This is a genomic window from Staphylococcus massiliensis (assembly GCF_043186315.1).
In the GTDB taxonomy this organism is placed as follows: Bacteria; Bacillota; Bacilli; order Staphylococcales; family Staphylococcaceae; genus Staphylococcus; species Staphylococcus massiliensis.
Genome location: NZ_CP171119.1, coordinates 944,472 through 960,840 on the forward strand (window position 1 = coordinate 944,472; position 16,369 = coordinate 960,840).

Annotated in this window: 16 protein-coding genes and 1 riboswitch; of the genes, 12 read left to right on the plus strand and 4 right to left on the minus strand. The window is 37.0% G+C overall.

Going from position 1 to position 16,369, the window contains the following annotated elements; translation table 11 throughout:
- The first annotated feature begins 56 nt into the window (after positions 1-56).
- From hutU to ACF3N8_RS04400, 7 genes are all read left to right on the plus strand, one after another.
- The gene (gene hutU / locus ACF3N8_RS04370) at positions 57-1,721 is read left to right on the plus strand and encodes a urocanate hydratase (RefSeq protein ID WP_392450313.1); all 1,665 of its coding nucleotides are present in this window, start codon (positions 57-59) and stop codon (positions 1,719-1,721) included.
- Complete coding sequence (gene hutI, locus ACF3N8_RS04375) at positions 1,721-2,956, plus strand: imidazolonepropionase (RefSeq protein WP_009382896.1); 1,236 nt, start codon at positions 1,721-1,723, stop codon at positions 2,954-2,956. The genes hutU and hutI overlap by 1 nt, the downstream gene beginning before the upstream one ends.
- A gap of 158 nt (positions 2,957-3,114) precedes the next feature.
- Positions 3,115-4,242 (plus strand): amidohydrolase, encoded by a 1,128-nt coding sequence (locus tag ACF3N8_RS04380; RefSeq protein WP_238101700.1) that lies wholly within the window; start codon positions 3,115-3,117, stop codon positions 4,240-4,242.
- Between the two features lie 121 nt (positions 4,243-4,363).
- A riboswitch (SAM riboswitch) is annotated at positions 4,364-4,459 on the plus strand.
- 69 nt (positions 4,460-4,528) lie between these two features.
- A complete protein-coding gene (locus ACF3N8_RS04385) occupies positions 4,529-5,842 on the plus strand; it encodes a Na+/H+ antiporter NhaC family protein (RefSeq protein ID WP_238101699.1) in 1,314 nt (437 codons plus the stop codon).
- 85 nt (positions 5,843-5,927) lie between these two features.
- Positions 5,928-6,413 carry an SRPBCC domain-containing protein gene (locus ACF3N8_RS04390; protein ID WP_009382893.1) on the plus strand — a complete coding sequence of 162 codons (486 nt, stop codon included), beginning with the start codon at positions 5,928-5,930 and terminating at the stop codon, positions 6,411-6,413.
- A gap of 400 nt (positions 6,414-6,813) precedes the next feature.
- Entirely contained in the window at positions 6,814-8,811 is a 1,998-nt protein-coding gene (locus ACF3N8_RS04395) for a catalase (protein ID WP_009382892.1), read from the plus strand.
- A gap of 18 nt (positions 8,812-8,829) precedes the next feature.
- A complete protein-coding gene (locus ACF3N8_RS04400; protein ID WP_017176771.1) occupies positions 8,830-9,702 on the plus strand; it encodes an SDR family oxidoreductase in 873 nt (290 codons plus the stop codon).
- Positions 9,703-9,911: 209 nt separating this feature from the next.
- Here the strand turns inward: ACF3N8_RS04400 and ACF3N8_RS04405 are convergent, their stop codons facing one another.
- On the minus strand, positions 9,912-10,442 hold the full coding sequence (locus ACF3N8_RS04405; protein WP_009382890.1) for a hypothetical protein: 531 nt from the start codon (positions 10,440-10,442) through the stop codon (positions 9,912-9,914).
- A gap of 187 nt (positions 10,443-10,629) precedes the next feature.
- On the opposite strand from ACF3N8_RS04405, the gene ACF3N8_RS04410 reads away from it, so the two are divergent.
- The 4 genes from ACF3N8_RS04410 (at position 10,630) to ACF3N8_RS04425 (ending at position 13,105) form a co-directional block, all read left to right on the plus strand.
- On the plus strand, positions 10,630-11,568 hold the full coding sequence (locus tag ACF3N8_RS04410) for a bile acid:sodium symporter family protein (protein ID WP_238101697.1): 939 nt from the start codon (positions 10,630-10,632) through the stop codon (positions 11,566-11,568).
- A gap of 84 nt (positions 11,569-11,652) precedes the next feature.
- Positions 11,653-12,231: a sugar transferase gene (locus tag ACF3N8_RS04415; protein WP_392450316.1), complete on the plus strand. Its 579-nt coding sequence runs from the start codon at positions 11,653-11,655 to the stop codon at positions 12,229-12,231.
- Positions 12,232-12,281: 50 nt separating this feature from the next.
- Complete coding sequence (locus ACF3N8_RS04420; protein WP_017176769.1) at positions 12,282-12,914, plus strand: HAD family phosphatase; 633 nt, start codon at positions 12,282-12,284, stop codon at positions 12,912-12,914.
- A gap of 11 nt (positions 12,915-12,925) precedes the next feature.
- On the plus strand, positions 12,926-13,105 hold the full coding sequence (locus tag ACF3N8_RS04425) for a hypothetical protein (RefSeq protein ID WP_026048994.1): 180 nt from the start codon (positions 12,926-12,928) through the stop codon (positions 13,103-13,105).
- Between the two features lie 57 nt (positions 13,106-13,162).
- On the opposite strand, the gene ACF3N8_RS04430 is transcribed toward ACF3N8_RS04425, so the two are convergent.
- Genes ACF3N8_RS04430 through ACF3N8_RS04440 form a run of 3 tightly spaced genes read right to left on the minus strand, consistent with a single transcriptional unit; the run spans position 13,163 to position 14,580 of the window.
- Positions 13,163-13,339 carry a hypothetical protein gene (locus ACF3N8_RS04430; RefSeq protein ID WP_100223787.1) on the minus strand — a complete coding sequence of 59 codons (177 nt, stop codon included), beginning with the start codon at positions 13,337-13,339 and terminating at the stop codon, positions 13,163-13,165.
- A gap of 2 nt (positions 13,340-13,341) precedes the next feature.
- A complete protein-coding gene (locus ACF3N8_RS04435) occupies positions 13,342-13,692 on the minus strand; it encodes a hypothetical protein (RefSeq protein WP_009382886.1) in 351 nt (116 codons plus the stop codon).
- Positions 13,693-13,749: 57 nt separating this feature from the next.
- Positions 13,750-14,580, minus strand: a complete 831-nt coding sequence (locus ACF3N8_RS04440; RefSeq protein WP_009382885.1) for a formate/nitrite transporter family protein — start codon at positions 14,578-14,580, stop codon at positions 13,750-13,752.
- Between the two features lie 380 nt (positions 14,581-14,960).
- On the opposite strand from ACF3N8_RS04440, the gene ACF3N8_RS04445 reads away from it, so the two are divergent.
- On the plus strand, positions 14,961-16,343 hold the full coding sequence (locus ACF3N8_RS04445) for an amino acid permease (protein WP_017176768.1): 1,383 nt from the start codon (positions 14,961-14,963) through the stop codon (positions 16,341-16,343).
- The last annotated feature ends 26 nt before the right edge of the window (positions 16,344-16,369 follow it).

Below are 16,369 nucleotides of genomic sequence, written 5' to 3' on the forward strand. Positions count from 1 at the left end.
TGAATGTACCTTTTAAAATAATAGATTTATTTAATTCAGTTTAAGGAGAGATGGAAATGAGAAATATTCAAGCAAAAAAAGGTTTAGAAATCGAATGTAAAGGCTGGGAACAAGAAGCAGTCTTACGTATGTTATATAACAACTTAGATCCTGAAGTTGCTGAACGTCCAGAAGACCTAGTTGTTTACGGTGGAATTGGTAAAGCAGCGCGTAACTGGGAAAGCTTCGATGCTATCGTTGAAACACTTCGTAATTTAGAAAAAGACGAAACAATGTTAGTTCAATCAGGTAAGCCAGTAGCTGTATTTAAAACTCATGATGAAGCACCACGTGTTTTATTATCAAACTCAGTATTAGTTCCACATTGGGCTAACTGGGATCACTTCAACGAATTAGATAAAAAAGGTTTAATGATGTACGGCCAAATGACAGCTGGTAGCTGGATTTACATTGGTTCACAAGGTATCGTACAAGGTACTTTCGAAACATTTGCTGAGCTTGCTAGACAACATTTTGATGAAGACTTAAGCGGCACAATTACATTAACTGCTGGTTTAGGCGGCATGGGTGGTGCGCAACCACTAGCTGTAACAATGAACGGCGGTGTTGTTATCGGTATTGATGTTGATGAAACACGTATCGACAAACGTATTGAAACACGATATTGCGACGTTAAAACAAGCGATTTAGAAGAAGCAATTAAATTAGCTACAGAAGCTCGTGATGAAGGCAAAGCTTTATCAATTGGTTTAGTTGCTAACGCAGTAGATGTATATGAAGATTTACTTAAACGTGATGACTTTAAAGTGGATATCATCACTGACCAAACTAGTGCACATGACCCATTAAATGGTTATGTTCCACATGGTTATTCTTTAGAAGAAGCGAAAAAATTACGTGAAGACGATCCACAAGAATACGTTAAAAAAGCGAACGCTTCTATGCGTAGACACGTTGAACAAATGTTAGAATTCCAAGAAAAAGGTGCCATTGCATTCGACTATGGTAATAACATTCGTCAAGTAGCGCATAACGAAGGTTTAGAAAACGCATTTGATTTCCCAGGTTTCGTTCCTGCATACATCCGTCCATTATTCTGTGAAGGTAAAGGACCTTTCCGTTTCGCTGCATTAAGCGGTGATCCTAAGGATATCGAACGTGCAGACGAAGAAATGCGTAAATTATTCCCTGAAAATGAAAAACTTAATCGTTGGTTAGACTTAGCTCAAGAAAAAATCTCATTCCAAGGTTTACCATCTCGTATTGCTTGGTTAGGTTATGGTGAACGTGCGAAAATGGGTGTAGCACTTAATAAATTAGTGCGCGACGGAGAAATTTCAGCACCTATCGTTATCGGCCGTGACCACTTAGATTCAGGTTCAGTAGCAAGTCCTAACCGTGAAACTGAAGGTATGCAAGATGGTTCTGACGCTGTAGGTGACTGGGCAGTACTTAACGCTTTAATCAACACAGCTGCAGGTGGTTCATGGATTTCATTCCACCACGGTGGCGGTGTAGGTATGGGTTACTCACTTCATGCTGGTATGGTAGTTGTAGCTGACGGTTCAGAAAAAGCTGAAAAACGCTTAGAACGTGTATTAACTACAGATCCGGGTATGGGAGTAGTAAGACATGCTGATGCAGGTTATGACATCGCTAAAGAAGTAGCAAAAGAAAAAGGTGTTCATATTCCAATGATTACAGAGAAAGGTGATAAGTAATGAACGATTTAGTTATTCAAAACATTAAGGAGCTTGTATTACCTAAGAAGACTGACAAACCTTTAAAAGGTAAAGCACTTGATGAATTAGAAATTGTTGAGAACGGTACAGTTGTCGTTAAGGACGGTAAAATCGTTTATGCTGGTCCGCATACAGAAGAGTACGAAGCTGAAGAAACAATCGACGCTACTGGTAAAGTTGTATCACCATCTTTAGTAGATGCGCATACACACTTAATTCACGGTGGTTCTCGTGAACACGAAATGAGCTTAAAACGCCAAGGTGCTTCATATTTAGAAATCCTTGAACAAGGTGGCGGCATCCTTTCTACAGTAGAATCTACACGTAAAGCATCTGAAGATGAACTATTCGAAAAAGCAGAACATGACTTATTAACAATGATTCACCATGGTGTGTTAGCTGTTGAAAGTAAAAGTGGTTATGGCTTAGATAAAGAAAACGAATTAAAACAACTTAAAGTTTCAAATCGTTTAGCTGAAAAGTATAACCTAGATATGCGTCACACTTTCCTTGGACCACACGCTGTACCTAAAGATGCTGAATCAAACGAAGCATTCTTAGAAGAAATGATTAATTTATTACCTGAAGTTAAAGAATATGCAGACTTCGCTGATATCTTCTGCGAAACAGGCGTATTCTCAATCGAAGAATCTAAGCGTTATATGCAAGAAGCTAAGAAACATGGTTTCGACGTGAAAATCCACGCTGACGAAATCGACCCATTAGGTGGTTTAGGACTTGCAATTGATGAAGATGCAATTTCTGCTGACCACTTAGTTGCTTCAAGTGACGAAGATAAGAAAAAACTTAAAGATAGCGAAACTGTAGCTGTATTATTACCAGGTACAACATTCTACCTTGGTAAAGAAGAATATGCAGATGCACGTGGTATGTTAGAAAACGACGGTGCAATTGCAATCGCTACAGACTACAACCCAGGTAGTTGTGTAACTAACAACTTACAAATGGTTATGGCTATCGCAGCATTAAAACTTAAATTATCACCAAACGAAATTTGGAATGCTGTAACAGTTAACGCTGCTAAAGCAATCAACGTTGATGCAGGTACTATTAACGAAGGTGACAAAGCGAATATCGTGCTTTGGAACGCACCTAACCACGAATTCGTTACGTACAAATATGGTGTTAACCATGTAGATAAAGTTATCAAAGACGGTAAAGTTATCGTAGATCGTGACTTATCTTTAAAATAAAGCATTGACTAAATGCTATACCCCAACGCTTTAGATAAGTGTTGGGGTATTTTTATAATCTTTTTTACGCTATGTTATCACAAAATTCTAAAAATTGTGTTATCATAGCACTATAGTTTTCGTTAGGCGTATTTTTAAATAACAGGGGAGTCGATATCATGTATGACTATGAACAAACGATTGAATGGAGACGGATGTTTCATCGCTATCCAGAACTTTCTGATGAAGAATATCGTACGACTAAAAACATTAAGAAGATCCTTAAAAAGTTCGACATCAAGATATTAGATTTTGACCTTGAGACGGGTGTTGTTGCTGAAGTTGGTTCAGGGGATCGCATGATTGCCATACGTTCAGACATCGATGCCTTACCTATTCATGAGGAAGTGTTTAACACCTTTAGATCTAAATATGATGACGTGATGCATGCATGTGGTCACGACATTCATATGGCGAGCGTGCTAAGTGCTGCAGTTAAGTTAAAGCGCATTGAGGATGAACTTCAAGGGAGTGTGAGATTTGTCTTTCAACCAGCAGAAGAACTTGGTCATGGTGCTACAGACATGGTTAAGGCGAATGTGTTAGAAGGTTGCGAGGCGATACTTGGTTTTCACAATTATCCTTCTTTAAAAGTCGGTGAATTCGGAGTGAAATCAGGTATCTTAACATCTAATGTTGATCGTTTCGAGTTTGAAATCACTGGAAAAGGCGCGCACGCAGCGCGACCGGAAGATGGTAACGATCCTTCAATCGTTTTAGGTCAGTTAATTACAAGCATACAATCTATAGTAAGTCGCAATGTTTCAGCGTTTGATCGCGCTGTTGTATCTATAGGTGAAGTGACAAGTGGTAAAACATGGAATGTCATTCCAGAGACTGCTTATGTACAAGGTACCGTGAGAACCTTTGATAAGAAGGTTCAAAGCTATGTTGAAAAACGATTAAAAGACATTGCGACTGGCTTAGAAACCATGTTTGATGTCGATATCAAGACAACCTATACTCATTTACCTGGTGCTGTGTACAATGATTATAAACTTACTGAACAATCGATTGAAGTGGCAAAAGAAACTGGATATGACGTAACAATTTTTGATGAACCACTCACAATTGGCGAAGATTTTTCTGGCTTTACGAAGCACTATCCAGGTGTGTTCGTTATGATTGGCTCAGAAAGTGAGTATCAGTTGCATCATCCGAAATATGATCCAGATGAAGGTATTCTAGAAAAAGTACCGGACTATTTCGTGACATTAGCGAAGCGGTTACTTAATCAGGAAAGTTGATTGATTAAGTGTACCAAATATATTTAATTAAGAATTAAATTTAAATCATGTATTGATTAAATGTTTTACCAATGCTAAAATGAGTTATTAACTCGAGCACAAATTCAAAAATCTTATATAGATCTTATCAAGAGAAGTGGAGGGACTGGCCCTACGAAACTTCGGCAACATGGTGATGCGTGTGCCAATTCCAGAAGCAATATGCTGAAGATAAGAAGTTAAATTCAACCTTTCTTCTTTTTCACATATTAAAGAAGAAAGGTTTTTATTTTAAGGAAGTGATGATATGACAAAGGAAAAGGGAAATGTATGGGGCTTATTGCCTTTATTAATATTTGTAACGTTATTTATCGGAGTAGGCATTATCACTGGTAACTTTAGCACGATGCCTTTAAATATTTCGATTATGATTGCTGTAGTAATTGCATTATTTATGAACCATAAAACGTCCTTTAGTAAAAAGGTCGACGTCTTTACGAAAGGTGCAGGACATTCTAATATCATTCTAATGGTATTTATCTTCTTACTCGCAGGTGCCTTTTCAAAGGTGACAGAAGAGATGGGAGGCGTTGAGTCAACTGTTAACTTAGGTTTATCTTTGATTCCCACTAATTTATTACTCGTAGGGTTATTCTTAATTTGTATGTTTATTTCAATCTCAATGGGAACGTCCGTAGGTACTGTTGCAGCGATTGCACCAGTTGGATTTGGAATTAGCCAAGCAACGGATGTATCAAGCGCACTTGTGATGGCAACTGTAGTAGGTGGTGCGATGTTTGGTGATAACTTATCTATGATTTCAGATACAACGATCGCTGCTGTACGTACTCAGAAGACGCAAATGAAGGATAAGTTTAAGGTGAACTTTAGGATTGTATTACCTGGTGCCATTTTGACAATGGTGCTTTTATGGATCCTGACGCATGGTATTACACTCGATCAATCTAAGTCATATGATTTTAATTTAGTGAAAGTGATACCTTATTTATTAGTACTTATTTTGGCTTTAATCGGTGTTAATGTCGTGATTGTGCTGTTATCTGGTACGCTCTTATCAGGCATTATTGGATTTATAGATGGCTCGTTTGATTGGAAGGGCTTTTTAAAGGCAGCCTCTGAAGGTGTCATTGGTATGGAAGACACGGCGATTATCGCGCTCTTAATCGGTGGTTTAATTTCGATTATCGAGTTCAATGGCGGTATTAGATGGTTGCTTGAATTTGTGAATGCCAAGGTTAAGTCGAGACGCGGTGCAGAACTTGGTATTGCTGGCCTTGTCAGTGTTGCTGATATTTCAACAGCGAATAATACGATTTCAATCTTAATGGCCGGTCCTCTTGCGAAAAGGATTGCCGACAAGTACGACATTGATCCAAGAAAGTCGGCAAGTATCTTAGATATCTTTGGTAGTTGTTTCCAAGGGTTCTTACCGTATAGTCCGCAAGTTATTGCAGCAGCTGGTGTCGCAAGTATTTCACCAGTAATGCTAATTCCTTACTCGTTCTACCCATTCATTCTTGGAATTAGTGGTGTTGTCGCGATTATACTTGGTTTACCAGTTCTTAAATCTAAACGAAAAGCCGCTCATAACGAAAATTAAGACCATATAGTTTTTGACTTTGTGTATTATACGTTAGAATATATATTAACAAGTATGATAGACGAAGAATGGATGTGTAAAGCTAATGCAAGAAGAAACAGTGCAAATTGAAATTGTTCGTTTAATGAAAGTTTCGCCTGAAACACTATATCAAGCTTGGCTCCACCCTGAATTATTGCGTCAGTGGTTCTTAACAACGCCAAGAACGAATCAAAAGCTCGACAATGACCCTGTAGAAGGTGGAACTTACGAAATTATTGATGCTAAAAATCAAAAGGAATTACGTGTAGTTGGTACATACCAAGTACTTATTCCTGATCAACACATTGTCATGACAATGGGTATGCCGCATTTAAGTGATGTTGAAGATTTAATTGAACTTTACTTTGAGGAACGTGAACCTGGCATTTGCCAAATGACATTTAGATATCAAAGTGATATTCCTAAGGAGCGTCGTTTAACACGTCTTGAATACAAGCAAAAGAAAAAGGAATATCATGATTCCACTGTGCATGGATTTGAAATGATGTTTGATAAACTACAACAAGTAATTGAAGAAGACGACGAATAATTTCCTTAACAGCATGCTTTCCTGGGGCGTGGCCGGAGCCTGTAGTCTCCGGACTCACGCTACTCCCCTAGGAGTCAGCTGTTAGGAAATTATCTTACTCTTACGAATCGTATTTCATTAAGAACAAATTGAATCAATGACTGAGATGACCGACACGTATGCGTGTCGGTTTTTCTTTTGGTGATAGGGCGTAGCTATCTAAAAAACGTTTGTGGTGCTATAGGGCTTTTCAAGGAGGGGCGCCACGGAGATGATGTAAATAATGATTATTGCTATGTAACATATTTCATCCATGACATATTATTACAATAATTGGTAGTAATTTGCTTGTAGCGTTTTTAATGTTTCGGAAGTGGTAAATAGGAAGTATATCTACATATATCTAAAGGGAGGATTTACTGTGGTTAACAAAAAAGAACAAGATTTAGAAAAAGATATTGTAAATAATGACGGTAAAGCAATGACGACGAACCAAGGTCTTAAAGTAAGCGAAGATGAAAATTCACTACGCGCTGGTGAACGTGGTCCTACACTTCTTGAAGATTTCCATTTCAGAGAAAAAATGACGCATTTCGACCATGAACGTATTCCTGAACGTATCGTGCACGCACGTGGTTTCGGCGCACATGGTGAATTCGAATTATATGAAGACTTATCTGAATATACGTATGCGGACTTCTTAACAGATACGTCTAAAAAGACACCAGTATTCGTACGTATCTCAACAGTTCAAGGGTCAAAAGGTTCTCCAGACGCAGTTCGTGACGTACGTGGTTTCGCGACTAAATTCTATACTGACCAAGGTGTATTTGACTTAGTAGGTAACAACATTCCAGTATTCTTTATTCAAGACGCTATTAAGTTCCCTGATTTAATTCATGCTGTTAAACCAGAGCCACATAACGAAATGCCTCAAGGTGGTTCAGCTCACGATACTTTCTGGGATTTCTTTGCACAAAATCCTGAATCAACACATACAGCTATGTGGGCTATGAGTGACCGTGGTATTCCTAAGAATATTCGTCAAATCGAAGGTTTTGGTGTGCATACATTCCGTTTAGTAAACAAAGAAGGTAAAGCACATTTCGTGAAATTCCATTGGAAACCTGTGCACGGGTTAGAATCTATGGTATGGGATGAAGCGCAAATTGTTTGCGGTAAAGATATCGACTTCCATAGAAAAGACCTTTATGAATCAATTGCGAAAGGTGATTACCCAGCTTGGGAATTAGGTCTTCAAATTTTACCTGAAGAAGATGAATTTAAATTTGACTTTGATATTTTAGACCCTACTAAGATTTGGCCAGAAGACGAAGTGCCAGTTAAAAAAGTAGGTAAAATGACTTTAAACCGTAACGTTGATAATGTATTTGCTGAAACTGAACAAGTGGCATTCCACCCAGGTCATATTGTTCCAGGTTTAGACTTTACTAATGACCCATTATTACAAGGACGTTTATTCTCTTACACAGATACTCAAATTTCACGTCTTGGTGGACCTAACTTTCATCAAATTCCAATCAACCGTTCAGTAGCACCGGTTCATAACAACCAACGTGACGGTATGCATCAAATGAACGTACACCGTGGTCAAACGGCGTACCATAAGAATGCGATTAACAACAATGATCCTCATACAACACCGCAATCAGAAGGTGGCTTCGCTCATTACCAAGAAAAAATCGATGCGCATAAAATTCAAAAACGTAGCGAAAGCTTTAAAGATTACTATAGCCAAGCTAAGTTATATTTAAATAGTTTAAAACCACATGAATTCGACCACACAGTAGATGGCTTTTCATTCGAATTAGGTAAATGTGAAAAAGTAGAAGTTAAACAAAACGCAGTAAACCAATTAAACAAAGTAGACCGTAAATTAGCTGAACGCGTTGCTGAAAATATTGGCGTTGAAGTTCCTGAAGTGAACGAAGAAGTACGTTCAGATAAATCTGATAGTCAATTAACATTAGAAAAATTTGAACGTCCATTACCAGGTCATTCAGTAGCGATTGTAGTAGATGGTGAAGTAGACGAAGAAACGTTAAAAGCTTATGCGAAAACAGCAGCTAACAACAAATTAAACTATGCGTTTATTTCTCATAAACCTAAACACATCACTGAATCATTCGGTATCACTGAAACGTTCGATACTGTTCACCCAGTATTATTTGATAGCTTAGTAACGTTATCTGATGATACACCATTATCTAAAGAAGCAGAGTTCTTTATGGAACAAAGCTTTGTTCACTGCAAACCACTTGTATTAACTGAAACTGCTAAAGCTAACCTTAACAGTGACAAAGTTGACGTAACACAACCAGGTGTATTTGTTTCAAATGAAGCGAATGCAATTGTAGAGCAATTCAAAGAAGTACGTTATTGGGATCGTGAAGTTTAATAGGAGGCCATACTAACTATGACAAACGACTTTTTAAAATTTCATGAACAAATTAAAGGTTATACGCAAGATACACAACCAGGCTCAGAGAAAGATATGGATCCACTTCCAATTACTGAAGATGATTCATATAAAGCTGCCGGTAAGTTAAAAGGTAAAGTTGCCTTAATTACCGGTGGTGATTCTGGTATTGGTCGTGCCGTTGCAATCCTTTTCGCAAAAGAGGGCGCAGATGTTGCAATTGGCTACTTAAACGAGCATATTGATGCTGAGAATACGGTTAAACGTTTAGAAGAGTTAGGTGTTAAAGCAAAAGCTTACGCACATGACTTACGTAAAGCTGACGAATCTAAAATGCTTGTTGATAAAGTAGTGAATGAATTTGGCGGACTTAACATCTTAGTGAATAACGGTGGTGTTCAGTTCCCTAAAGATAACTTTGAAGATATTTCACAAGCGCAAGTTAAAGCGACATTCGAAACGAACATTTATGGCATGATGTTCTTATCACAAGCAGCAGTGCCTCATATGAAACGAGGCGACAGTATCGTAAACACTACAAGTGTTACTGCTTATCGTGGTTCAGCGCACTTAATCGATTACTCAGCGACTAAAGGTGCGATCGTGTCATTTACACGTTCTCTTGCGACAAGCCTTATGGAAAAGGGCATCCACGTAAACGCGGTTGCCCCTGGACCAATCTATACACCTTTAATTCCAGCTACATTTGACGCTGAAAAGGTTGAAAACCAAGGTGGCGATACGCCTATGAAACGCCGTGGTCAACCTGTAGAACTTGCACCTTCATATGTGTTCTTAGCTTCAAGCGATGCTTCATATATCACAGGTCAAGTGATTCACGTAAATGGTGGCGACTATATCACGTCTTAATTTGTTAGAAAATAAAAACCAGGCTTGGACGAATTTTTATGAAATGTCCTAGCCTGGTTTCTTTTTGTGCTGTTGGGTATTAGTGCAACTTAAAAAGGCACTTACGAGCGGAATTTCTTAAAAAGTTAAAACCTCTCTTATCGCCCGTAAGCGCCATTGTCCATAAATATTATATTTTAACACGATCTAAATTTAAGCGTTGTTCTAAATTACGAAATCTTAGAATGTGCTAACGAACGCTTTAAAAAGTTAGCTTGGTTAATATCTAAATGTTGTGTAGCCAAAGTTTGAATCAATGATACATAAATGTCTGTCTGACACTGAACAGAAATCGTACGTTCATTAATCAGGTATTGTAAATCATGATGATGTTGGAAATAGTTAAGGATATCGATTGCTTTATCTTTAATGTAGGCGTCTTGGATGCCTAAAATACCGATTTCAAATCGTTTAGGAGATTTAAATGTATGATCAGGATTGATTAAACCCTTATGATCCTTTTCACGAAGGATTTGAAAAATTTCATAGTTATGAAAGCTTAAGTAGCTAATTAAATAGGGTAGTTGCTGCTTTGGAATCTGTACTTCTAATACAGTATGAGATTGATATTTATTTAAACTAAATTGAGGCTGGTGTATTAAGTGCATCATCTTCAGCGTTTTATTTAATCGAAAGCGAGTGCGGCGGGAATGAAGACCTTTAATATTAATTAAAAAAGTGTCATATTTATCTATCATCATATATATTCCTCTTTCATATTTATTATATGAACTTAAAGTAGTTTGTAAGCATATTGTACCACTCCATATGATATAAATCACTCAGACTTTGGGACGAAGTGTTAAATTTCTGAATTCGTATTGAGAAGACGTGTAATTGCATGTAAAATGATAATATTCAGAAAATTAAAATAAAAGAGGTGCTTATATGTCTAGAGTTAGTCAATTCGTGACACAAACGTTTGTAATATGGATGTTAATCGCCGCAATACTCGGCTTCACATTCCCAAACTTCTATACAGAATTAAGTAGTTTCATCCCGTATTTACTCGGGTTAATCATGTTTAGTATGGGTCTTACCATTAAACCAGATGACTTTAAATATGTCATAACAGCACCTAAAGCTGTCTTAATCGGCGTCTTCCTACAATATACGATCATGCCACTTATCGCATGGTTACTTATTTTAATCTTTCAATTGCCTGCAGACTTAGCTATAGGCGTGATGTTAGTAGGGTGTTCACCGGGCGGCACAGCTAGTAACGTGATCAGTTATCTTGCTAAAGCTAACGTATCTTTATCAGTCACAATCACAAGTATTTCAACACTACTCGCGCCGTTGTTAACGCCATTACTTATGTACGTCTTTATGCACGAAACGCTACAAGTTTCATTCCTAAGCATGTTTAAGACGGTCGCACAAGTGATTATCATTCCTATCATTCTTGGTCTTCTTGTGCAAAAGCTCTCTAAGAACATCAAGCACGTTACGGAGATATTATTACCAATCGTCTCAGTATTTGCGATTTCACTTATTCTTGCAATTGTAGTTGCATCTAGTCGCGATAAATTATTTGAAGTTGGTGCTATTATTTTCTTAGCTGTGTTCTTACACAATGTTCTTGGATATTTATTAGGCTATTTCCTAGGAAATATATTTAAACTTAACAATCAAGATTCAAGGACGGTTTCCATTGAAGTTGGTATGCAGAATTCAGGTTTAGCAACGACACTTGCTACGTTACATTTCAACCCATTAGCCGCTATACCAGGTGCTGTATTCAGTTTCATCCACTGTATAACAGGGCCAATTCTTGCTAACTGGTGGGGTCGCTCTAAACACAATATTAAAAAGACAGAAACTTAATCGAATATAATCGTATTGATACGTTCCTACTATTTTTTACGTTATAATAGTATATAAGAACTTATAATTTTGTAGAGGTGAGTTATGAAACGAGCATTTGATATTTTGTCCTCACTTGTTGGCTTAATTATTTTAGGCCCGTTCATGTTGCTTATAGCTTTGGTAATAAGACGCGAATCAGATGGACCTGCGCTTTATATTCAAAGCCGAACAGGTAAAGGTGATACCTATTTCAACGCATTCAAATTTAGAACAATGCACATCAATGCGCCGATTGTACCGCGTGAAAACCTAACACCAGCTAAGTATACGACGCGTTCAGGAACACTTTTACGTGCATCATCAATGGATGAATTACCACAACTTTTTAATATTTTGAGTGGTGAGATGTCATTTGTAGGACCTAAATCTGCACAGTTTAATCAATATCAACTAATCTCTAAGCGCAAGCTTTATGAATTAAATCAAGTCAAACCTGGTTTAATTAACTTTTCACACACGGTCGGCGGACCGCATTTAACAGAAGATCAACGTTTGAAACTTGAATCATATTACATTAAAGAGCAATCATTCATGTTAGACTGCTTTACAATTTACAAAATGGTTCAAAAGCAAAAGGAACTACCTGCACGTTTATCACAACGCTTAGTTAAATTATTATAATTGGACATTGAAAGACCCTCTACTTAGAATACAAGTAGGGGGTTTTTACAATGTATAAAGCAGTCGTATTCGATTTCGACGGTACGATAATTGATACTGAAACTTATATTTTTGAGACGATTAATAAATACCTTAAGATAGCTGGCGAAACACCTTTAACAAAGGAAGGGTATCGTCAGTCCATTGGCGGTTCAGGTGACGACGTATATTCCCGTCTCCGCTTTATGTTAGGAACTAACATGACGAAATTGCTCTTTCAAGAACAACTTGGTACAAGCCACCAATTACCCGTTCGTGAAGCGGTTGAAGGATTTATCGACTATTTACAAAAGCGTAACGTTCCTATGGCGATCGCAACGAGTAGTTATCGATCTGATATCACACCCATTTTGGAAAGGCTCGAAATAAAAGATTTATTCAATGTCATTATAGGCCGTGAAGATGTAGAAGCAGTGAAACCAGAGCCCGATTTATATTTAAAGGCTGTGCAAGCATTAAATTATAGTCCAAGTCATTGCTTAGCCATTGAAGATTCACTTAATGGCGCTAAAGCAGCGACTATGGCTGGTTTAGATTGTATTGTGAACACAAATGAGATGTCTCAGCAAGATGACTTTTCAAGCGTGGCATTAGTGGGTAAGGAAGTATCAACTGAAGAAATGATTCAGATCTTCGAAAAGTGAGGCGTTAACGCATGTCCATAAAAGCGATTCTATTCTTTATAGTAGGCCCGGTGATTATAGCCATTTGGAATCTAGGTATCGGGCCTAAACGACATAAGCACATACCTATGAAGGTTCATTTATTGTCGTTTCTGCTAGGACTCGCATTATATTTAATGATTGCGTATGTTGTATATAAGTTCCTGTTATAAGAGATTACATAAAAAACGCGTATTACTGTGGGATAGACAGTAGTACGCGTTTCATCTTTAATTAAATATTATGAAGACGAGGACTAAGAGTATCAGTAATAAACCATCTACAAGTGCAATCATCTTGAAGCGGTTGCTATTAGGTTCTTTAGAAAATTTCTTAATCATGATCATATTCGGTATTAAATTTAGAATCAATAAGATAATAATAATGATAATAATTGCATTTGTCATGGTTATTTATTCACGTTCCTTTTATCGAGAAGGACCCAAACGACCCCAGCGATAATGCCAAGTATAACGCCAGCTACAAGACCGACTTTAATACTTTGTAAGATTAAACCGCCTAGAATAAGTCCGATTAGGATTGCTATCGGTATAGTAATACCGAATTTAATCTTCGTTCTTTCGTCTCTAAGTGACCAAAATACGATAAAGTTTAATACCATGAATGTAAGCGTTGCAAGTAAAGATAAGCCAATTAGCCTTGGCATATTGTGATTGGAATCAGCAAAATAATTTAAAACGAAGAAGAGTATGCCAAATAAAATACCCACTCGTATTGATCTCATAAGAATGTGCTTCATTAATTTGAACTCCTTCAATAGAATCTGATTGAAGTATATCACATTTGTTAATGTGGCTTAATTGAGACGTTCCTTATCAAATTGATGATGGTCATTAAGATACGCGTAGAAAAGCCCAATAATTAATCCGCCACCAATATAATTGCCTATGCCAGCCGCAATGATATTCTTAACAAGGTGAAGCGGTGATAGTGCTAGTGGATCGAACAAGAGTCCGGCGATAAATAAACATGAATCATACACGACATGCTCATATCCCATAAATGCGAATATCGCGACGCCAAACATCATCACAAACATTTTGGCGAAGATGTCATGTATTTGCATGGCGATGACTAAGGAAATATTGATGAAGAAGTTTGCGAATATTGCTTTAATTAATATAGACATGAAAGAACTGTCGACACTTTTATGATCGATGATGTGTACGAGTTCGGCTTTCATATCTGGCGTTACAACATCTGTACCTAGCATTAAGGTGAATAATAATATAGCACCTACCACGTTACCTACAAAGCATAGTAAGAAGATTTTAGCGACGCGAGTTGGTTTAATCAGTCGATAGTACAATCCAACTGTGAAATACATAAAGTTACTCGTTAATAATTCTGAGTTTGTAAATAATATCATAACTAAAGCGAAACTAAAGGCAATTGCCGCGATGATGTTAACCACACCAAGGGGTATGTCTGATATAAGCGACATCTTAATCGCGAGCACAAATACGGTTATGATGCTAATAATAAAGCCTGCCATAATAGCTCTTAGTATATAGCGTTTAAAGTAAACACCTTGAAGAATGTCCTTCGTCTTTATCGTGTCTACGATTTGATTCACCCAATCCTTACCGTAAAAGATTTTATCCCATCTTACATTTTTCTCATTCATAACTTTCTTTCCTCCATACGAAACATCATACGAATAAATTATATAGTATTGTGAATTAATTCACAATAAGAAGTTATTACAATATTGTGTCGCATATATGTCAAAATTATATATTAGAGAAATGATTTAAATTAGTGAAAGCGTATACATTTCTGTTAAAACAAATGCAATCATTTAAAGGGTTGAAGCGTTAATAGGTATGAGTTATAAGTATATAGATATTTTGAAATTATCTCCTAAATGTCAACGTATAAAAGGGATTGATTATTTAAGGTAGTAACTAAATTATAAAAATTTTTAAAATCTTTCTACAATTAAAGATAAATTGTAGTATAATACGTTTATCCGTTAATTAGATGTATTAGGAGATGGGATGAAACATGAATGATAACGAATTAAAAAGGGGACTAAGTGCACGTCAGATGCAGATGATTGCACTTGGTGGAACAATTGGGGTAGGTCTATTCATGGGTGCTTCAAGCACAATTAAATGGACTGGGCCTTCAGTAATTTTTGCTTACTTAATTGCAGGTATATTCTTATTTTTAATTATGCGTGCGATGGGTGAGATGATTTATTTAAATCCAACAACTGGTTCATTTGCGAGTTTTGCGAGTGATTATATTCATCCAGTTGCGGGCTATGTGACTGCGTGGAGTAACATATTCCAATGGATTGTCGTCGGTATGAGTGAAGTAATCGCAGTTGGACAATATTTAAAGTTCTGGTGGCCAGAGTTACCTTCTTGGATACCTGGTATCATCGTAATTATAATATTATTTGCTGCTAACGCAGTTTCTGTAAAAGCATTTGGTGAATTCGAATTTTGGTTTGCTATGATTAAAATCGTTACGATTGTCTTAATGATTATTGCAGGCTTTGGTATTATTTTCTTCGGTTTAGGCGTTGGCCAACCACTTGGATTAACGAACCTTTATGCACATGGCGGATTCTTCCCGAACGGATGGGTTGGTTTCTTCTTTGCATTATCAATTGTAATCGGTTCGTATCAAGGTGTTGAATTAATCGGTATTACAGCTGGTGAAACAAAAGATCCTCAAAAGAACATTAAAGCAGCTGTTAATGGTGTTATCTGGAGAATTTTAATCTTCTATATTGGGGCTATTTTTGTAATCGTAACTGTTTATCCTTGGGATGAGCTAGGTAACTTAGGAAGCCCATTCGTAGCAACATTTGCCAAAGTTGGTGTAACAATCGCTGCTGCTTTAATTAACTTTGTTGTAATCACTGCAGCTATGTCAGGTTGTAACTCAGGTATCTTTAGTTCAAGTCGTATGATCTTTACATTAGCGCAATATGGACAAATGCCTAAGATTTTCCTAAAAGTTATGAAAAATGGCGTGCCGCTATTCGCTGTATTAGCTGTTTCACTAGGTATCTTTGTTGGTGTAATTTTAAATATTGTATTACCTTTAATAATTCCTGAGTCAAAAAATATTTTCGTTTATGTATATAGTGCTTCTATTTTACCAGGTATGATTCCATGGTTTATGATTTTATTCAGTCATATTCGCTTCAGAAAGAGATATCCTGAAAAAGTGGATGGTCATCCATTTAAAATGCCAGGAGCACCAGTAACAAACTATTTAACTATTGGTTTCTTGTTACTTGTCTTAGTTGGCATGATTATTAACGTAGATACACGAATTCCATTACTTATCGGTGTATTATTCTTAGGATTTATGGCTATTTACTATTTCTTAAGAGGCTACCATAAACAAAGCAAAAAAGATCAAATCTAATATCATAAAAACGTGAGATTGAATGC

Excerpts from the sequence above, each read along its gene's own strand:
- hutU (WP_392450313.1), top strand. The coding sequence starts at position 57 with ATGAGAAATATTCAAGCAAAAAAAGGTTTAGAAATCGAATGTAAAGGC.
- hutI (WP_009382896.1), top strand. The coding sequence starts at position 1,721 with ATGAACGATTTAGTTATTCAAAACATTAAGGAGCTTGTATTACCTAAG.
- ACF3N8_RS04380 (WP_238101700.1), top strand. The coding sequence starts at position 3,115 with ATGTATGACTATGAACAAACGATTGAATGGAGACGGATGTTTCATCGC.
- ACF3N8_RS04385 (WP_238101699.1), top strand. The coding sequence starts at position 4,529 with ATGACAAAGGAAAAGGGAAATGTATGGGGCTTATTGCCTTTATTAATA.
- ACF3N8_RS04390 (WP_009382893.1), top strand. The coding sequence starts at position 5,928 with ATGCAAGAAGAAACAGTGCAAATTGAAATTGTTCGTTTAATGAAAGTT.
- ACF3N8_RS04400 (WP_017176771.1), top strand. The coding sequence starts at position 8,830 with ATGACAAACGACTTTTTAAAATTTCATGAACAAATTAAAGGTTATACG.
- ACF3N8_RS04405 (WP_009382890.1), bottom strand. The coding sequence starts at position 10,442 with ATGATGATAGATAAATATGACACTTTTTTAATTAATATTAAAGGTCTT.
- ACF3N8_RS04410 (WP_238101697.1), top strand. The coding sequence starts at position 10,630 with ATGTCTAGAGTTAGTCAATTCGTGACACAAACGTTTGTAATATGGATG.
- ACF3N8_RS04415 (WP_392450316.1), top strand. The coding sequence starts at position 11,653 with ATGAAACGAGCATTTGATATTTTGTCCTCACTTGTTGGCTTAATTATT.
- ACF3N8_RS04420 (WP_017176769.1), top strand. The coding sequence starts at position 12,282 with ATGTATAAAGCAGTCGTATTCGATTTCGACGGTACGATAATTGATACT.
- ACF3N8_RS04425 (WP_026048994.1), top strand. The coding sequence starts at position 12,926 with ATGTCCATAAAAGCGATTCTATTCTTTATAGTAGGCCCGGTGATTATA.
- ACF3N8_RS04430 (WP_100223787.1), bottom strand. The coding sequence starts at position 13,339 with ATGACAAATGCAATTATTATCATTATTATTATCTTATTGATTCTAAAT.
- ACF3N8_RS04435 (WP_009382886.1), bottom strand. The coding sequence starts at position 13,692 with ATGAAGCACATTCTTATGAGATCAATACGAGTGGGTATTTTATTTGGC.
- ACF3N8_RS04440 (WP_009382885.1), bottom strand. The coding sequence starts at position 14,580 with ATGAATGAGAAAAATGTAAGATGGGATAAAATCTTTTACGGTAAGGAT.
- ACF3N8_RS04445 (WP_017176768.1), top strand. The coding sequence starts at position 14,961 with ATGAATGATAACGAATTAAAAAGGGGACTAAGTGCACGTCAGATGCAG.